Genomic DNA, 18,522 nt, shown 5'->3' with positions numbered 1-18,522 from the left:
ATTTTAAACCTCAATATTGATCGTTTGAATTTTTTGAATGGTCTTATTTAAAGCCATAATGTCACTATCCATTTGTGCGTACAGCAAACTGCCTTGTACTTGTGTGTCACGTACTCGTTGCAGTCGCTGAACCGCTTTTTGCATTTTTTCGGCACTGCCAGCATCAAAAACTGCATGAGCACAGCTTAGACAGCTCGTAATCGCAGTAAAAGAAATTTTTTCGCAAGAATCAGGATTGGTACAAGCACCAAAGAGGCTGAGTTTATAGGCAATTTCCCCCTTCTTCATGCGCTTAATCGTTTCCTCACGATCTGGAAACACTTTCAGTAATTGCTCACGGTCTTTTTGCAGCTGCAAATAGGTTCCTGCCCCACCAAGTAAACGGCTAGCACTATTAATTACACCATCTTCAAACTGAGCATAAGAATGTACCAAGCGCTGATATTCCAGTTCTTGAATAAACTCTTTTTGACTGTCACTCACTAAAATATTTGGTGCAAATACCGCATTATTACGGTAATACAACGTCATAGACTCTGTTAGATGCTTAAATTGGACTGACAAAGCGCCAAGCCCGATCATGCCTGAACGAGCGCCATAAACTGCAAGCGAACGTCTAAATTGATGGGTACAGATATTCCAGTACTCACCAACTTGGCAGTCTTTTTCTTCTCGCCAATTGCGGAAACCATCAAAAGCTTCAAGCTCGGCGATATCACTTTCTGTGATTTCCAACCCATCTCCAAGCAAGACAGAAATACGGCTTAAATACTGATTAAAATTAGACTGTGTTCGAGTCGGAGCACCCTCAAAATTAGAGATATAATCCGTTTCATGCTCAATATTGCGGTTATTTTTATTTCGATGCTTTTGCGAGTATAGCGTTGGAAATAATGGGTATTCAGCAGGATTAGACATATCATAGTGAGGATTGAGTAAGGCGTAGACTTCACCAATACTTTGTGCTGCATTTACGCCTACTTGAATATCTGCAAACGTGATCCAATACGTCGATTTATTTCCACCACCATGCAACTTGGAGGTATAACCCATAATGACATGCACAAGATGCTCATTACTTTGAACCGTTTGATGGCAGTCATAAGATAGCTGATTCACTTCATTATCCCGCATACCTGTGAATCAATACTTTGAATTTCACGCTGCTGAAAAAAGACTTGAATCGCAGGATGTAACTGTTCTGAGCAACTTACATCATTGCTAAAGTATTTTAACGTCTTAGTTTCTGAAAAATAAATTGCAGCAAACAATCGCCCCCCCTTAAAAACAATAGCCAATGAAGCATCTAAACTGGATGCAGACCGCCCCTCATAATACAAAGCTTCATCTGTTTTGAGTAAATAAAGCGCTGAATAATGTTCGAAATTGGATTGGAATTTTTGATAATCGTGCTTTAACAATGCTTGAAGTTCTGTCTAGATTTTTTGATTCGAAGCAATTTGAGGAATTGGTGAAATATCTGAATAGTGAGCTAAGTCGGACTCTTGCGCATAGGCAAACGTGGAAAGAATTAAAAGGAAGCTGAAGTAATATTTATTCTTCATAGCGGACTAATTATTTGTAGTCTATTTTATAATGTCCATATTAACTTACTTATGGATTGTTCATTTTATATGGACACTTATGGAGTATCAATTAAGGTGAAACCTTTTTGAGCGTTCATAACATTCTCCACAAATGTTTTTTGTTTATTTATAAGCCTAAAGAAAAAGCTCATTTAGCTTAATTTTATATTTAGCACGAAGTGTGCCAAGTTTTATTATAGTAATTTTGACAGAAAAAACAGCAATTTAAAAAAAATATTTTCTTTTGTAACATTGATGTTTCATTTTGTGTAACTAACTGACAAAAATTGTCAGTTTTGAGACCTTATTCACCCGAGTATAATCGGTTGATTACTAATCTCATTGTCTAAATCTTGAATCTGCCAATCATAGTAGGCATCTAAGACTTTTCCAATTTCAAAAATACCATCAACCAAAGCTTCTTTATATTTTTTTTGAGCTAATTGCTGAAGAATATTTTGGCAAATTCCATCCCATATCTCTTGCGTTGTGGCATTTCGAATACCACGGTCAATCACAATTTCGACTTTTCGCTCGCATAAATTTAAGTAGAGCAATACACCACTATTATATTCCGTGTCCCATGTGCCCAATTCAGCAAAGAGTTGACGTGCGCGACTTAAGGTATCGTGCTGATAGGCAATTGCCGCAGGTAAACAGGCTTCAATCACGACTTGAATTTCTCCGACATGACCATGCTCGGCTTCTGCCACCGCTTGCGCAATCGCATGTTGATCTTGCTTAGAGTAAAAACGTTTTGCCGAGGGAATATGACAAACATGCTTAAGCCAGCGTTTAAAACTAGGCTCATGTTGCTCAATAATTTTTGCTTGCGTGACAATATCTGTCGAATCTGTTGTTGTTACCATGAGCCTGAAGCACCTCCCCCACCAAAACCGCCACCGCCACCGCCTCCACCGAAGCCGCCGCCAAAACCACCACGTCCACTCCCGCCACCGCGTCCACCACCCGATAAAAAGGCTTGGAAGATCAGTTGAGCAATAGACGTGACCAATAAGAAAAATACACCCGCGCCAATCAGTAGACTTGCCACTAAGCCCATTCCATTGACCAACCCTGCGGCAGTACCTGCAACCGCAGCCGTAGATGCACTGAGTTTTTTACCAAAAATGAAGGATGCAATCACACCCGCAACCACAATAAATAACACCGAGCTTAAAGTCGATTGGGTGGCTTTATGTGATTGATAAGCTTGTTCTTGACGTTCTTTTAGTTCATCTGCAGCTTGAGCAGCAATCTCGGGATCTAACGTTAAAATCCGTTCAATTTCAGCTAAGCCTGCATCAATCCCTTGTGCATACTGCGCTTGCTTAAAGTAAGGCGTAATTTTGTCATTAATAATCCGACTTGCCACAATGTCAGGAATCACGCCTTCTAAACCATAACCGGTCAGAATTTGAATACGGCGGTCATTAATCGCAATGGTCATGAGCAAACCATTGTCACGTTTGGCTGAACCCAATCCCCATGCTTCGGCAACACGCATCGAATAACCAAAGATATCTTCCTGACCTGTGGTGGGAACAATTACCACGCCAACTTGACCTTTGCCCGCATTATGCAAATTTAAAATACGTTGACTGATCTGCTGTTTTTCAGCAGCAGTGAGTAAATTCGCTTGGTCAATGACAGGTGCATTTAAACTCGGCAAATCACGCTGAGTTTGCCCTTCTGCCATATCATTGGCAATACTTGGTTGTTGAACTTGTGCTTCGGCTGTCGCACTCTGAGACGGGGTCGCTTCTTTTTGTTTATTTAAAATTTCACGCGCAACAATGACTTCTTCAATGTCTTGATCTGTCGCTGTGGCAGTCTCTGCCCATAAATAGCTGCTAAACAGACTGCTCCAGAATAACAGCACAACGGCTATTATTTTTAGCGCTCGATTTTTCATTGCAGAAGCCCCAATGTTATTCAATTAGTTAAATGACACTGTTGGTGCTTTTTGTGCACTTTGCTCCGCACTAAAGTTTTGTTTGGTGTCCATACCAATCACTTTGGCGGTCATCACTTGCGGGAATTGACGCGCATAAGAGTTAAAGTCCTGAACCGTAGTGATATAACGGTTACGTGCCACAGCGATTCTATTTTCAGTACCTTCGAGCTGCACCTGTAAATCACGGAACTGCTGATTGGCTTTCAGGTCTGGATAATTCTCAGTCACCGCCAAAAGACGCGACAAAGCACTGGTCATTTGCGACTGTGCTTCCTGATAACGCTGGAATAATTCAGGATCTTCCAGTACTTCACGATCCACTTTTAAACCGGCAACATTGGCACGTGCTTGAGTCACTTCGGTCAATACCTGCTCTTCATGCGCGGCATAGCCTTTGACCACGTTGACCAGATTAGGCACCAAATCGGCACGGCGCTGATACTGGTTTTGCACTTCCGACCAGGCGGCAGTGACTGCTTCATCTTTGACTTGCAAGGTGTTATAGCCGCAACCACTCAGGGTCAAGGTACTGGCTAGCATTAAGGCGATAAGAGATTGTTTAAATACACGCATGATATCTTGTCCTCAATTCTTTATTAATATTTATATAATTAATTTGATTTTAAACAGTATTTTCTAAAGTTTTGTTACTTTTTATAATCTTTTTTAAGTGCTTCTCTTTAAGTTAGACAATATCCAAAAATAAAAACCCGCCGTAGCGGGTTGTTTGAATGACTTCAGTGAATTTTCAACTGTTAAACATCCAGATAATCCAGGATTCCTTCAGCTGCCTGACGGCCTTCCCAGATCGCAGTTACCACCAGATCTGAACCACGCACCATATCACCACCAGCGAAGATTTTTGGATTCGAGGTCTGGAATTTGTATTGCTGCTGCTCAGCGGCAACGACACGACCTGAACCATCCAGATTGATCTCTACATCAGTGAACCAGTCAGCTGGGCTGGTGCGGAAACCGAAAGCAAGCAGGACTGCATCCGCCGGAAGAATTTCTTCTGAACCGGGAATCGGCTCTGGACTACGGCGACCACGACTGTCCGGCTCACCCAGCTGAGTAGTAATAAATTTTACACCGGTTACTTTACCATTTTCACCAACAACTTCGATCGGCTGACGGTTAAACTGGAAGTTCACCCCTTCTTCACGCGCATTTTGCACTTCACGGCGTGAACCTGGCATATTTTCTTCATCACGACGATAAGCACAGACGACTGACTCGGCACCTTGACGGATCGAAGTACGGTTACAGTCCATGGCAGTATCACCACCGCCTAAAACAATGACTTTCTTGCCTTCCACGCTGATGTATTCAGCTGGGTCTTTTTCCCAGCCCTGACAACGATTGACATTCGCAATCAGGAAATCTAGTGCATCATACACACCATCCAGATCTTCACCGGCAAAACCACCTTTCATATAGGTATAGGTTCCCATACCCATAAATACCGCATCATAATCGGCAAGTAACTGGTCGATGGTCACATCTGTACCAATCTCAGTATTCAGACGGAATTCCACCCCCATGCCCGTGAAAATTTCACGGCGGCGCTTCATTACGTCTTTTTCCATTTTGAATTCTGGAATACCGAAAGTCAGCAAACCACCAATTTCCGGACGTTTATCAAAGACCACAGGTTTTACCCCATTACGTACCAGAATATCCGCACAGCCAAGTCCTGCGGGACCTGCCCCAATAATCGCGACTTTCTTATTGGTCCATTGCACATTGGACATATCTGGACGCCAGCCCAATGCAAAGGCAGTGTCGTTGATATATTTTTCGGCATTCCCGATCGTCACTGCACCGAAACCGTCGTTGAGGGTACACGCCCCTTCACACAAACGGTCTTGCGGACAGACACGACCACAGACTTCTGGCAAGGTATTGGTCTGGTGACATAGTTCAGCCGCCTGGAACAGACGCCCTTCTGACACCAGTTTCAACCAGTTAGGAATATAGTTATGTACCGGACATTTCCACTCACAATACGGGTTACCACAGCCGAGGCAGCGATGCGTCTGGTTGGCAGCAATTTCCGCGGTATAAGGCTTATAAATTTCCACAAATTCTGCTTTGCGGACATCAATCTCTTTTTTCTCTGGATCTTGGCGTGCGACATCCAGGAATTGAAAGTCATTATTCAGGCGTTCTGCCATGTCTCTCTCCGTGGGGAGATGTAAGGGGTTCACAGTTGCCTTACATCTGCCTATGTTTCTGCAGTAGTGAAATTATTGTGGATCAGCTTGAGTTGTTTTCAACAGCGTCTGCAAGTTGGCTGCTTTTGGTTTTACCAACCAGAACTTACGGCTGTAGAAGTCAAACTCGTGGCGGATCTTGTACGCCCAAGCACTACCTGTTTCTTTAATATGTTCATCGAGAATACGACCCAAGAAGGCTTTATGCTCCTCCATCGCTTCTGTGGAAATACGGTTCAGCTCAATCAATTCGTGGTTATAATGATCAACGAAGTCATTATCCAGATCAAGTACATAAGCAAAACCACCAGTCATACCCGCACCGAAGTTATGCCCAACTTTACCCAGCACCGTCACAATACCGCCGGTCATGTATTCACAGCAGTGATCACCTGCACCTTCAATCACGGCAAATGCACCCGAGTTACGCACCGCGAAACGCTCGCCCGCTGTACCCGCTGCATATAACTTACCGCCAGTCGCACCGTACAAACAAGTATTCCCAATAATCGCGGTATTTTGGGTCTGGAATGGCGAACCTTTTGGCGGGAAGATCGAGATGCGACCACCGGCCATACCTTTACCGACATAGTCATTGGCATCACCTTCCAGGCTGATATGCAGACCACCGGCATTCCAGACACCCAGTGACTGACCCGCAGTACCATTCAGGTGAACTTTCACCGGATGGGCTTCCATGCTCAGGTTGCCATAGCGTTTCGCAATTTCACCAGACAGACGGGCACCAATCGAACGGTCACAGTTACCGATCGTGAAGCTATATTCACCGCCAGTTCCCGCTTCGATGGCAGGCAGAATTTCATCCACCATTTTTTCAGCCAGAATCCCTTTATCAAATGGTGCATTGCCCTGTACTTCGCAGTACTGTGCTTTACCTTCTGCAGCAGGATGCGACTCTAGCAGTTTGCTTAAATCAAGGTGTGCATGCTTTGCAGTTTCACCTGGCAAGACTTCCAGCAGATCCGTACGGCCAATCAGGTCTTTCAGACTCGATACACCGAGTGCCGCCAACCATTCACGGGTTTCTTCAGCAATAAAGGTGAAGAAGTTGATCAGCATTTGTGGCTCGCCAATATAATGCTCTTGACGTAAATGATCTTGTTGAGTCGCAACACCGGTTGCACAGTTATTCAAGTGGCAGATACGCAGGTATTTACAACCTAATGCGATCATCGGAGTCGAACCAAAGCCGAAGCTTTCAGCACCGAGAATTGCTGCTTTTACGACATCCAGACCGGTTTTTAAACCGCCATCTGTTTGTACGCGAACTTTACCACGCAGATCATTCACACGAAGGGCCTGATGTGCCTCAGAAAGACCCAGTTCCCACGGTGAACCTGCATGATGAATTGAAGAAAGTGGAGAAGCCGCTGTCCCGCCATCATAACCAGAAATGGTAATGAAATCGGCATATGCTTTCGCTACACCTGCCGCAATCGTACCGACACCTGGTTCAGAAACCAGCTTAACTGACACCATCGCCTGTGGGTTAACCTGTTTTAAATCAAAGATCAACTGTGATAAATCTTCAATTGAATAGATGTCGTGATGCGGAGGTGGCGAAATCAGGGTAACGCCCGGTACAGAGTAACGTAAACGGGCAATGAGACCATTTACTTTACCACCCGGCAACTGACCACCTTCACCTGGTTTTGCACCTTGCGCGACTTTAATTTGGAGAACTTCTGCAGACGTTAAGTAAGCAGGGGTCACACCAAAACGGCCCGATGCAATTTGTTTGATTTTCGAGTTACGGATGGTACCGTAACGCGCTGGATCTTCACCGCCCTCGCCTGAGTTCGAGCGACCACCAATCGTGTTCATGGCAATCGCAATCGCTTCATGTGCTTCAGGTGACAGTGCGCCCAAAGACATGCCGGCAGAGTCAAAACGCGGCAGAATATCTTCAACCGATTCCACTTGCTCAACTGGAATCGAATTGTCTGTTTTCAGTTTGAACAGGTCACGAATCGTCGCAATTGGACGCTTGTTCACCAGTTCAGCATATTCTTTAAAGTCGGCATAATTACCCGAACGCACGGCTTTATGTAGCGAGTTGATCACGTCCGGGTTAAATGCATGGTATTCCTTACCAAATACGAATTTCAGCAAGCCACCTTGATCAATTGGTTTACGGTTTTTCCAGGCAATATCCGCCAACTGTTTCTGATCATTTTCAAGATCGACAAAAGTTGCACCCTGAATACGGCTTGGTACACCGATGAAGCATTTGTTTACCACTTCATTGGATAAACCCACTGCTTCAAACAGCTGACCACCACGGTAAGAGGCAACCGTAGAAATCCCCATTTTCGATAGAACTTTCAATAAGCCTTTTTCAATTCCCTTACGGAAATTGTTTTGTGCATAAATTGGATCACCCAATAATTCGCCTTTCGCGACCAGATCATTGATCACATCATAAGCCAGATATGGATAGATCGCAGTTGCACCAAAACCAAGTAGCACTGCAAACTGATGTGGATCACGTGCAAATCCTGTTTCAATAATCAGGTTGGCATCGGTACGCAGACCTGTATTGATCAGGTGATGATGCACCGCACCAGTAATCATGAAAGCATTGGCAGGCAAGTAACCTTCACGGATCTTCTTGTCGGAAAGCACCAGTAAGGTTTTACCATCACGAATGGCTTGCGCAGACTCTTCACAAATACGCGCAATGGCTGCTTCCAGACCTTCGGTTTCCGCATAGTTCAGGTCGATATCTGCAATTTCATAACCGGCACGACCCAGCGTACGGATCTGATGCATTTTCGAATTAGACAGCACAGGACTGGAAATGATCAAGCGGTCTGCATGCTCAGGCCCTTGTTCAAAGACGTTTTGTTCACGACCCAAACAGGTTTCCAGTGACATCACAATCGATTCACGTAGCGGATCGATCGGCGGATTGGTCACCTGTGCAAACTGCTGGCGGAAATAATCCGACACATGGCGCACCTGACGAGACAATACCGCCATCGGGGTATCATCACCCATTGAACCTACAGCTTCCTGACCGCTTTCAGCAATCGGACGCAACAACTGGTCACGCTCTTCAAAGGTCACCATGAACATTTTTTGTGCCGCTTTCAGGCCATCGCCTTTTAAGCCTTGATCACATAAATATTCTTCCAGCTCTGGACTGCCTTGCAAACGTACAGAATTTTCACGTAACCATTCACGGTATGGACGCATACGTTTCAGATGATTATTGACATCTTGCGTATCCAGCACCTTGCCGGTTTGCGTATCAATGACCAGCATTTGGCCAGGACCGACACGGCCTTTAGAAATCACATCTTCAGGTTGATAACCCCAGACACCAATTTCAGAAGCCAGCGTGATATAACCATTTTTGGTGATGACCCAACGCGCAGGACGCAGACCATTACGATCCAGCATACAGATCGCATGGCGACCATCCTGAATCACCAGACCTGCTGGACCATCCCAAGCTTCCATATGTTTTGAGTTGAATTCATAGAATGCACGCAGATCAGCATCAAGTGTTTCCACGTTCTGCCAGGCAGGCGGAACCAGCATACGGAGTGCACGGAACAGATCCATGCCGCCACCCACCAGAATCTCCAGCATGTTGTCCAGACTTGAAGAATCTGAACCGGTACGGTTCACAATTGGATTCAGTTCAGTTAAACCTGGCAATAATGGATTTTCAAATTTCGGCACACGCGCCATGGCCCAGTTACGATTCGCAGTAATGGTATTGATTTCACCATTGTGTGCCAAGTAACGGAACGGTTGTGCCAACGGCCAGCGTGGCAAGGTATTGGTCGAGAAGCGCTGATGGAAGACCACAATATGTGATTCCAAACGTGGATCAGCCAGATCTGTATAAAAATCTGCAATCGCTTCCGGCATCATCAAGCCTTTATAGCTGATGACCGTTGAACATAAAGTAGTGACGTAGAAAGACGTATCATTGCTTAACAGCTGCTCTGCACGACGGCGTGCCAAGAATAACTTACGGTTAAATTCAACCTCAGTCACACCCATTGGACAGTTAACAATAATCTGTTCAAATGCCGGCATCGATTGCAATGCAATTTCACCCAGGGCATCGACATTGGTCGGAATTACACGCCAAGCCAAAACGATTAAACCTTCAGCTTCAATCTCTTTGTTTAAAACCTGTTTGGCATGAGCAGCAAGCGCAGGATCAAGATTTAGAAACACCGAACCCACAGCAAACACTTCACTTAAAGTGGTATCACTTAAGCGTTTTGCTTCTTCACGGAAGAATTTTTTTGGCATTGCCAAGAGCAAACCACAGCCATCTCCAGTCTTGCCATCTGCGGCAATACCACCACGATGGGTCATACAACTCAAACTATGAATCGCGGTCTTGACGAGATCATGGCTAGCATCACCCTGCATATGGGCGATCAAACCAAAACCACAGTTATCTTTAAACTCATCCGGTTGGTATAAACCTTGAGCGGGAGCTACATTATTAGGCGATGGCATGTGCATAGCGTACCCTTCTTTACGAAGCCTTATAGGCTGTTAAACAATCTAAATTCTTCTCTGCGCTGCGTGTAATGGACTTTCGAAGACCGTCTTGCTAGAGCAAAATCTTTTCATCTTTATTTCTTCAGCCTAGTCCTTTTTCAGACCGAATGCATAAAAAATAAAGTTTATTTTGCTGATGAATAACATAAAAATCAGGAATAAATATGACATTCATAGGTTGTCATCGAATCATTTTTCGCGCTAAAACAGGGAGATTAATTCAATCCATGCACCAATAAAGCAAATTACATGCCAATAAATAGCACATAAATTAAAACCATACAGATGACAAAGCTTTAACAAGGATTACAGGGATACTGGTTATTTTTAATGTGTATTTTTTGCACCAAAAGCGCACATTTCTAATTATGTCATTTTTTTGGTGCGCTATTTTAGAACGGGTTAGTTAAAAGGATCACTAATCTCATTGTTTTGAGGACGGGAATTCCCCCCTTGGTTCGGTCGATTATTATTGTTTTGTGGTTGCGGAGCACCTTCTACAGCACTTTCGGATTTCTGTACATCGAGCACATTGCCAGCGGCATCACGACGCACAATTGTGGTACTGGTGGTCGCATCCGAACTACGCGGTTTAACCTGAGCCTGAGTTCGCTGTCTGAGTCGTACCGATTCATCGATCTTCGGTAAAGGAACGTTTTTCAAGCGCACCTCATACAGCTTCTGATTACTTGCCAACTCATCTGAACCCAGATTATTCACCAGACCGACATACTGCTGGATTTGCACAATTTCAGGCTGGACTGACGCAGGCAGATTTATATTCAAGTTAGCCAAAGCCTGTTTGGCTTCTGCTGCGGTTTTATATCGACCATAAAGCAGCACATATTGTTCTGGCTGATTTTCACCCGATATTCTTAAATAAATAAAGGGCTTACGATCTGGCTGTTTTTTAAGAAAACTTTTTAGGATGGCTTCATTACTTACGCGAAATAATTCAATCGCATGCTGTTTTTTGGCTTCATTGACAAATTTGGTGCCACGAAATTCAGGTTCATGATTGGCATTCACAATGGTGCGCGTATTCAAGTCAAGGGGTTGAACCTCGTCGAAAAGCGCACCAAGATGGGTCATAGTCGCTACTTTTTCCGGCTGAATTTGTAGCTGAGCTTTAGTTTCCGGCTTTTTTTCTACTTCAACCACGGTATCTGGGTCAGTAATTGCCCAGAAGATCAAGGCTGCAAAGAGACAGCATATCCCACAGACCAGCCAGAAATAGTGCTGAACCTTTTGCCAAGGAGTGTGTAATGCTGCCATAAAAACTAAAACCTATGCCTGATTGGCCAAAATTGCCTGTTGCATTAACTCAAGATCAAAGTCTCGGGTAATCACAGCTTTGCCTAATTGTTGCAACAATACCAGACGCAATTGCCCATTTAAGACTTTTTTGTCATGGGCCATATAAGCCAGGAAATCATCCAGAGGAATTTTAGGACAAACAATCGGAAGTTTGGCACGAGAAATGATTTTTTTTGTACGTTCCAGATCACCCTGAGAAATCCAGCCCATACGCTGTGATAAATCTGCTGCCATCACCATACCGGTTGCCACAGCTTCGCCATGTAGCCAGACCCCGTAACCCATATAGGATTCAATCGCATGACCAAAGGTATGCCCTAAATTGAGTAAAGCACGCTCACCCTGTTCTTTCTCATCATTGGCCACAATTCGGGCCTTATGCGCACAGGAGCGATAAACAGCTTCAGCCAGCAATTTTTCATCACGGCCAATCAGTGCCTCCATATGCTCTTCAAGCCAGAGCAGGAATTCTTCATCACCGAGTAGCGCATACTTAATTACTTCAGCCAGACCGGCAGAAAGTTCACGATCGGGCAAAGTAGAAAGTTGCGACATATCGGCCAGCACCACTTGCGGTTGCTGAAATGCACCAATCATGTTTTTACCCAGTGGATGATTAATCCCGGTTTTTCCACCGACACTGGAATCGACTTGAGACAGTAAAGTCGTCGGTACCTGAATGAAGTACACGCCACGCTGGAAACATGCCGAAGCAAAACCGGCCATATCGCCAATCACACCACCACCGAGCGCAAGCACCGTACAGTCCCGGTTAAAACCAGCTTCAAGCAATGCATCAAAGATCAGATTCAGATGCTGGCTATCCTTATATTTTTCACCATCGGGCAAAATACAGGTCGCAACATGCTTGTCTAAAGCTGCAATCGCAGTTTGATAATGCTGCAAATAAAGTGGCGCAACCGTGGTATTGCTCACAATCATCACTTGCTTGCCATGAATATAGGGAGCCAATAAGGCCTGTGGATCAAGATCGCTCCCGATAAAAATAGGGTAACGACGTTCTCCGAGTTCTACATATAAGGTTTGCATGTTTGATTAACCACTTTATTCAATGTACTTAGTTCTTGGAAGTAATGAGATTGAGAATCCGCTGCGCCAGATCTCGTGCCGCACCCTGATTGGTCTCAATGATATGATGTGCCACTTCCCGATACAAGGGGTCACGAACTGCCAATAAATCACGTAACTTTTGTTCCGGATTTTCGACTTGGAGGAGTGGACGGTTTTTATCGCGATAGGTACGCTGCAGTTGAATTTCAACCGGCGTATAGAGATAAACGACGATCCCACGCTGTTTCAGATAGTCCCGATTCAAGACCTGAGTAATGGCACCACCGCCAGTGGCTAAAACTAAATGGGGGCGTGAAGTCAGTTCATTAATTACAGCAGTTTCACGGTCACGAAAACCCTGTTCCCCTTCTTTCTCAAAAATCCAGGGAATCGTCGCACCTGTTTTACGTTCAATTTCATGATCGCTATCTAGAAATTCGCGTCCTAACAATTCTGCGAGATGTCGTCCTACTGTTGTTTTACCGGCCCCCATCGGCCCTACCAAATAAAGATTTGGTAGGGTTTCAAACTCTTTGCTTGGCAAGGAGTCACCTATTCGTTTTGTTAAATTCAAAATATATTAATGATTTCTTGAAACACTGTCATTAACAATTCGAGGTGTAACGAAAATCAGCAACTCACGCTTGTTATCCGATTTTAAATCTTTACGGAATAAACGCCCTACATAAGGAATATCCCCCAGGAATGGCACCTTGGTTTGTGCATTACGGGTTTCCTGCTCAAAAATCCCACCCAGGACCACTGTTTCACCATTATCCACCAGCACATTGGTATTGATCTGGTTTTTATTAATAGTCAATTGTCCGGTCGGCGTTGGGTTGCCTGGGGAGTCACTGGTAATATTCAGCTCCATCTGCACTTTCCCATCAGGAGTAATACTTGGCGTGACATCCAGACTCAAAGTCGCATCAATAAACTCAGTAGTGGATACAGCATTGGCCCCTCCACCTTCAGCAGATTGATACGGAATTTGAGAACCAGAGGCAACAGTTGCCTTCTGCTTGTCTGCAGTCAGTACTTTAGGGGTAGAAATCACCTCACCATAACCATCTGCCTGAAGCGCAGACAGCTCAAGATCCAGCATAAAATCAGAGAGGCTGATCAAACCAAAGGCAATACGACTTGCGCCTTGACTGGTTACACCTAGGTCTACATTCAGGTTTTGTGGACGCTGAATATCATAGGTAAATCCACCAAACTCATTTTGTTCAGGCTCTCTAAGATCCCAAAGCGTGGTATCACTACCACCGACCAGAAGGCTATTATTGTTGGCAATCCCTTGTGACAAAATCCCCCATTTCACCCCCATCTCTTTGGTGAAGTCAGTGGTAGCTCGCACAATACGTGCTTCGACCATCACCTGCTTGACCTGTACATCAAGTAGATCCACCATATTCCGGATTTTATCAATAAAGAGCTGAGTATCATTCACAATAATGGTATTAGTTCGTGCATCAACAGACACAGAACCACGGGAACTTAATAAACTTTCTCCACCATCATTATTATTCGTGCTACCCGAACTAGATGCGCCTTTATTCTGCGTAATCAGTTTCTCAATATCAGCGGCTTTGGCATAACTCAGCTGCATATATTCAGTTTGGATAGGCGCAAGTGCAACACTCTGCTTAATAGCCTTAGCTTCTTCCTCTTCAGCCTTAATCAGCTCTGCAACTGGTGCGATCCAGATCACATTACCATTACGACGTTTATCCAGATTTTTGGTTTTCAGCACAATATCCAGCGCCTGATCCCAAGGCACTTCTTTTAAGCGCAAGGTAATATTGCCTTGTACACTATCCGCAGCCACCATATTGATATCGGTAAAATCAGCCAAAAGCTGTAGTACACGACGTACTTCAATATCCTGGAAATCGAGTGAAATTTTCTTGCCGCTATAAGCCACGGTCTTCGGACGTAGCGGACTCTTGGCTTCCGGACGTTTCAAACTGATGGTCAGCTTATTATCCGTTTGATAAGCCATATATTCATAGCTTTCCCCGGACTGGATCGTAATCACGCCTGATCCATTTTGATTCACTGCATCCACACTCGACACAGGCGTCGCAAAATCATTCACATTCAGACGACGGGTCAAATGCGTCGGGATCTTCGTGCCTAAGGTTCGAACAATGATTTTAGTTCCCTGCTGCTGTACATCAACCGGGGTATTATTGCCTGCCAGGTCAATCACCACCTGACCTTCACCTTGAGCCCCACGCTGGAAACTGATATTGCTAATTCCCTGAGCTGACTGCTGTAATACCGGTTGAGCTGTCGCGACTGGCGTCGCTGAATTGATTTTCAGGATAAAGGTATTCCCTTCAACTCGCGTGGTAAAGGCACCAGCATCTGCCAGATTAACAGTCAAACGGGCACGTTGTGCATCCGAAGTAACATCCACTGAACTGGCTTCACGTGTTGCAACCGCAATATTGCTTTGTTTTAAATTCTGTTGTGCCTTGTCAAAGTCCAGAATCAAACGTGACGGTGATTCTAATTGATAGGCCTGTGGTTGTGGTGGCAAACCATTGAACATCACCCGAATCTCAGTTCCTTGTCCAGGAAGCTGCATGGGTACTACATTGGTCATTGAAACCTGCGCACTGGCTGCTTGCATCACCGCAATCGCAACAGCACCCATGGAAAACTGACGAAACACACGATTCATTGTATTAACATCCCCAAAAATAAATTCTTTAATACTCTTATTCATTGTTATTCCTTTAAAACTTATGGCGCTGGCCCGATAAGAACCAGACTTCGCGGACGTTCCACATATCCCTCACGGCCATCTGGAATAATCTCAATCAAATCGATCTGGGTTGGTGTAATTCCAACCACACGACCATGATTAAGTCCCATATAGCTACCACGTTGGATCCGCTCCACCTCACCATCAGGCGTTTGGATTAAAGCCAGAATCTGCCCAGCCTGATTACGCATACTGCCTTTCATGGTCAATGTTTCCAGCGGATAACTTTCTAGCGGTTGCAGTTGACGTGATAGGTTTGGATAAACCCGTTTCCCCGCCATAATTTTCAGTTCAGCAGCCAGAGAGCTTGGTAAAAAAGGACTTTTGATCTGATGGGCTGCATAGTTGAAGGTTTCAACTGGCATAAAATCAGGCGCAGGTTCAATCGGCAAAGGCGGCTGATTACGAATATTGGCCATTTCCTGATTGACTGCATCAATGCGCGAATCACATCCCAATAATAAAAACCCAAGCGTTAAAGCCGAAGTAATTTTAATATTCTTCATTACTGCGCCCCCTGAGTAGTGCTATTAGCTGCAGCGCCTTCTGCATTACCGACATAACGATAAGTTTTGGCTTTCACCACATAATCAATGACCGGAATTTCAGATTTTTTCTCTTTGTTTTCAGTACCGGTAATAGTGAAATCATGCAGCGTGACAATACGCGACAAACCGGCAATACTGCTAACAAAAGAGCCAAAAGCGTGATAATCCCCAGTGGCTTCAATCGCAATTGGCTGCTCAATAAAGAATTCTTGCTTAATTTCAGGTTCCAGACGGATATTTTTAAACTTCAGGCCTGAATTCACACCACTCAGGTTAATATCTTCAACCAGACCCGGAATCTCAGTTTCTTTCGGTAACTGTTCTAACTGCTGGTTAAAACGGGCTTCCATTTCCTGAAGCTGAATTTGATATTGTTGTAAATTGCGCAATTTGGATTCTTTTTCACGGAATTCATTCAGCAGGTTTTGTTCCTGGGCACTGGCTTGTGAAATTGACTCAATCGTGCTTCTGATCATAACGAAGTAAATCACCGCAAAGGCCAATGCAACAATAAAAATCCAGCAAGTAATTTTGACCGATAAAGGCCAACTGCCATAGTTATTTGGATCTAATGTATTGAATTGCTGAAAAAACTTTTCAACAGTCATTTTGTTTTTGGGTACAGCGACGACATCCTGGCTGAACTCATCGAATTCTTCATTACTCATGATGATGCCCCCGTAGTTGTAGCGACTGCTTGTTGTTCTTCATTCAGTACTGGCTGAGCGATCTGATCCAGATCTACAGTTACAGTAAAACTGCCATAGGATTCTTCCACACGTGGAATAATCGAGCTCGGTGCTTTCTCTTTTTGTTCAGTGACTATGAATGCATTCATAAAGGCATTGCGATACCAGGATGAAGCTTCCAGATTACGGAGCAGTTCTGCTACCGTATTTGGACTTTCAGCCCGACCTTCAATGGTAAACTTGTCGCCGATACGCTGGAATTTGGTGATATACATATTGCTTGGGGTCACCCGTACAATTTCATCAATCAAATGCACCGCAATCGGACGCTGGGTTTGTAAACCTTGAATGAGTTTCATTCGTTCGACAATCGCATTACGCTGTTCTTGCAAACCTTCAAGTGCCTTTAACTGCACATCCAGATTCTGGTTGGTACTTTGAATCAGCTGATTGGCCTGCTCCTGATCCTGAAGCTTGTGATCATAATAAAACCAGGTTGAACCCGCTGCCGCTAATCCCAAGAAAAGCGCCCCCACGCAGATTGCCACGAATTCATTATTTCTTTTAATTCTTAGCTCATCACGCCAAGGAAGTAAGTTAATTCTTGCCATTAATCAAAACTCCTTAATGCCAAACCGCATGCAACCATGAGTGATGACGCGTCATTTTCGATTTTTTTAATATCAATTTGAGGAGAAAAGCCCATTTGTAAAAATGGATTCGCGATCGTGACACGGTAACCGAGTTTTTGTTGTAATAATTTTGCCAGACCTGGAATATTGGCATTCCCGCCGGCCAGTAAAATATGGTCAATCTCATTAAACTGAGAAGATGAAAAGAAGAACTGCAATGAACGGGCTGCCTGTTGTACAACAGCATCCAGAAATGGCTCTAGGACTTCAATATCATAATCATCCGGCAAGGCACGGGTTTTTTTAGCACGCCCAGCTTCTTCAAAGGACAATCCATAACGATTCTGAATTTCCTGAGTCAATTGCTTGCCACCAAACACCTGCTCACGGGTATAAATAATCTTGTTGTTCTGCATCACCGACAAGGTCGTCATACTATGACCAATATCTAAGATACCAACCGTATTGACCCCCATCGGCAAAGTGTCAGAAAATACCTTAAAGGCATTTTCCAGCGCAAAACTTTCTACATCTGCAATCTTAGGCGTTAGACTGCTAATCTCTAAAACTTCAGAACGCGCTTCGACATTTTCAATTCGGGTAGCGACCAGCAGCACATTGACCCGGTTCGGATTGGCAAGACGGTCTGGCAGAACTTCAAAGTCCAGACTCGCTTCATCGAGTGGAAAAGGAATGTATTGTTCCGCATCTTCACGAATCTGAACTTCACGTTCATCATCTGACATGTCTGCATCCATCTCAATGATTTTGGTGATGACCATTGAAGTTGGAATCGCAAAAGCGGCCTGATTCGACTGGGTATTACCCAAATTAATTGCACGCCCAAGGGCATCAGCGACTGCTTCCGGGTTTAAGATGTTTTTTTCAACAACACTGTTTTCCGATAATGGGATCAAAGCATAACTCTCTACCCAGTAACGGCCACTTTTTACAGAAAGTTCTAAAACCTTAACAGAAGTCGAACTAATATCGACTCCTATTAACCCCTTATTTGGTTTACGATATAACCTGCGCACAATACACTTCCTATTATTTTTTTGTCCCCAATTCAATCTAACTTACCAATTGGTCCAGTCTATAATTTTATATAGATACAATAACTCATCTAACAATATGGATATCGACAGGATATACTGACCGGTAATTAGTTCGCCA

At 44.2% G+C, this 18,522-nt stretch carries 13 protein-coding genes and 2 pseudogenes; all 15 read right to left on the bottom strand.

Features of this window, described 5'->3' with window-relative positions; translation table 11 throughout:
• Positions 1 to 3 precede the first annotated feature (3 nt).
• A pseudogene (locus KT990_RS10095) lies at positions 4 to 1,143 on the bottom strand (hypothetical protein); the annotation flags it as partial.
• A pseudogene (locus tag KT990_RS10090) lies at positions 1,116 to 1,565 on the bottom strand (hypothetical protein). The pseudogenes KT990_RS10095 and KT990_RS10090, both read right to left, overlap by 28 nt.
• 329 nt (positions 1,566 to 1,894) lie before the next feature.
• Positions 1,895 to 2,455, bottom strand: a complete 561-nt coding sequence (locus tag KT990_RS10085) for a TPM domain-containing protein (RefSeq protein WP_218208733.1) — start codon at positions 2,453 to 2,455, stop codon at positions 1,895 to 1,897.
• Positions 2,449 to 3,501, bottom strand: a complete 1,053-nt coding sequence (locus tag KT990_RS10080; protein WP_218208732.1) for a TPM domain-containing protein — start codon at positions 3,499 to 3,501, stop codon at positions 2,449 to 2,451. Before KT990_RS10080 ends, KT990_RS10085 begins: the two co-directional genes overlap by 7 nt.
• A gap of 24 nt (positions 3,502 to 3,525) precedes the next feature.
• Positions 3,526 to 4,116, bottom strand: coding sequence for a LemA family protein (locus KT990_RS10075; protein ID WP_218208731.1), 591 nt, complete (start codon positions 4,114 to 4,116; stop codon positions 3,526 to 3,528).
• Between the two features lie 182 nt (positions 4,117 to 4,298).
• A complete protein-coding gene (locus tag KT990_RS10070) occupies positions 4,299 to 5,720 on the bottom strand; it encodes an FAD-dependent oxidoreductase (protein ID WP_180086809.1) in 1,422 nt (473 codons plus the stop codon).
• 72 nt (positions 5,721 to 5,792) lie between these two features.
• The gene (gene gltB, locus KT990_RS10065; RefSeq protein ID WP_218208730.1) at positions 5,793 to 10,268 is read right to left on the bottom strand and encodes a glutamate synthase large subunit; all 4,476 of its coding nucleotides are present in this window, start codon (positions 10,266 to 10,268) and stop codon (positions 5,793 to 5,795) included.
• A 447-nt stretch (positions 10,269 to 10,715) separates the two neighbouring features.
• Positions 10,716 to 11,588, bottom strand: coding sequence for a hypothetical protein (locus KT990_RS10060; protein ID WP_218208729.1), 873 nt, complete (start codon positions 11,586 to 11,588; stop codon positions 10,716 to 10,718).
• Positions 11,589 to 11,600: 12 nt separating this feature from the next.
• Positions 11,601 to 12,680, bottom strand: coding sequence for a 3-dehydroquinate synthase (aroB, locus tag KT990_RS10055; protein ID WP_218208728.1), 1,080 nt, complete (start codon positions 12,678 to 12,680; stop codon positions 11,601 to 11,603).
• A 28-nt stretch (positions 12,681 to 12,708) separates the two neighbouring features.
• Positions 12,709 to 13,245 carry a shikimate kinase AroK gene (aroK, locus tag KT990_RS10050; protein WP_005094320.1) on the bottom strand — a complete coding sequence of 179 codons (537 nt, stop codon included), beginning with the start codon at positions 13,243 to 13,245 and terminating at the stop codon, positions 12,709 to 12,711.
• 36 nt (positions 13,246 to 13,281) lie between these two features.
• Positions 13,282 to 15,438 carry a type IV pilus secretin PilQ family protein gene (pilQ, locus tag KT990_RS10045; protein WP_218208727.1) on the bottom strand — a complete coding sequence of 719 codons (2,157 nt, stop codon included), beginning with the start codon at positions 15,436 to 15,438 and terminating at the stop codon, positions 13,282 to 13,284.
• A gap of 17 nt (positions 15,439 to 15,455) precedes the next feature.
• Positions 15,456 to 15,983 carry a pilus assembly protein PilP gene (locus KT990_RS10040; protein WP_004732447.1) on the bottom strand — a complete coding sequence of 176 codons (528 nt, stop codon included), beginning with the start codon at positions 15,981 to 15,983 and terminating at the stop codon, positions 15,456 to 15,458.
• The gene (locus KT990_RS10035; RefSeq protein ID WP_218208726.1) at positions 15,983 to 16,693 is read right to left on the bottom strand and encodes a type 4a pilus biogenesis protein PilO; all 711 of its coding nucleotides are present in this window, start codon (positions 16,691 to 16,693) and stop codon (positions 15,983 to 15,985) included. Before KT990_RS10035 ends, KT990_RS10040 begins: the two co-directional genes overlap by 1 nt.
• Positions 16,690 to 17,325 (bottom strand): PilN domain-containing protein, encoded by a 636-nt coding sequence (locus tag KT990_RS10030; protein WP_218208725.1) that lies wholly within the window; start codon positions 17,323 to 17,325, stop codon positions 16,690 to 16,692. Before KT990_RS10030 ends, KT990_RS10035 begins: the two co-directional genes overlap by 4 nt.
• The gene (locus KT990_RS10025; RefSeq protein WP_005263891.1) at positions 17,325 to 18,383 is read right to left on the bottom strand and encodes a pilus assembly protein PilM; all 1,059 of its coding nucleotides are present in this window, start codon (positions 18,381 to 18,383) and stop codon (positions 17,325 to 17,327) included. Before KT990_RS10025 ends, KT990_RS10030 begins: the two co-directional genes overlap by 1 nt.
• Between the last annotated feature and the right edge of the window lie 139 nt (positions 18,384 to 18,522).

The sequence above is a fragment of the Acinetobacter sp. F9 genome (assembly GCF_019195275.1).
GTDB lineage: Bacteria > Pseudomonadota > Gammaproteobacteria > Pseudomonadales > Moraxellaceae > Acinetobacter > Acinetobacter pseudolwoffii.
This window is presented reverse-complemented; position numbering and strand designations above follow the sequence as displayed.

Excerpts from the sequence above, each read along its gene's own strand:
- KT990_RS10040 (WP_004732447.1), bottom strand. The coding sequence starts at position 15,983 with ATGAAGAATATTAAAATTACTTCGGCTTTAACGCTTGGGTTTTTATTA.
- KT990_RS10060 (WP_218208729.1), bottom strand. The coding sequence starts at position 11,588 with ATGGCAGCATTACACACTCCTTGGCAAAAGGTTCAGCACTATTTCTGG.
- aroB (WP_218208728.1), bottom strand. The coding sequence starts at position 12,680 with ATGCAAACCTTATATGTAGAACTCGGAGAACGTCGTTACCCTATTTTT.
- KT990_RS10070 (WP_180086809.1), bottom strand. The coding sequence starts at position 5,720 with ATGGCAGAACGCCTGAATAATGACTTTCAATTCCTGGATGTCGCACGC.
- KT990_RS10085 (WP_218208733.1), bottom strand. The coding sequence starts at position 2,455 with ATGGTAACAACAACAGATTCGACAGATATTGTCACGCAAGCAAAAATT.
- pilQ (WP_218208727.1), bottom strand. The coding sequence starts at position 15,438 with ATGAATAAGAGTATTAAAGAATTTATTTTTGGGGATGTTAATACAATG.
- KT990_RS10035 (WP_218208726.1), bottom strand. The coding sequence starts at position 16,693 with ATGAGTAATGAAGAATTCGATGAGTTCAGCCAGGATGTCGTCGCTGTA.
- KT990_RS10080 (WP_218208732.1), bottom strand. The coding sequence starts at position 3,501 with ATGAAAAATCGAGCGCTAAAAATAATAGCCGTTGTGCTGTTATTCTGG.
- KT990_RS10075 (WP_218208731.1), bottom strand. The coding sequence starts at position 4,116 with ATGCGTGTATTTAAACAATCTCTTATCGCCTTAATGCTAGCCAGTACC.
- gltB (WP_218208730.1), bottom strand. The coding sequence starts at position 10,268 with ATGCCATCGCCTAATAATGTAGCTCCCGCTCAAGGTTTATACCAACCG.
- KT990_RS10030 (WP_218208725.1), bottom strand. The coding sequence starts at position 17,325 with ATGGCAAGAATTAACTTACTTCCTTGGCGTGATGAGCTAAGAATTAAA.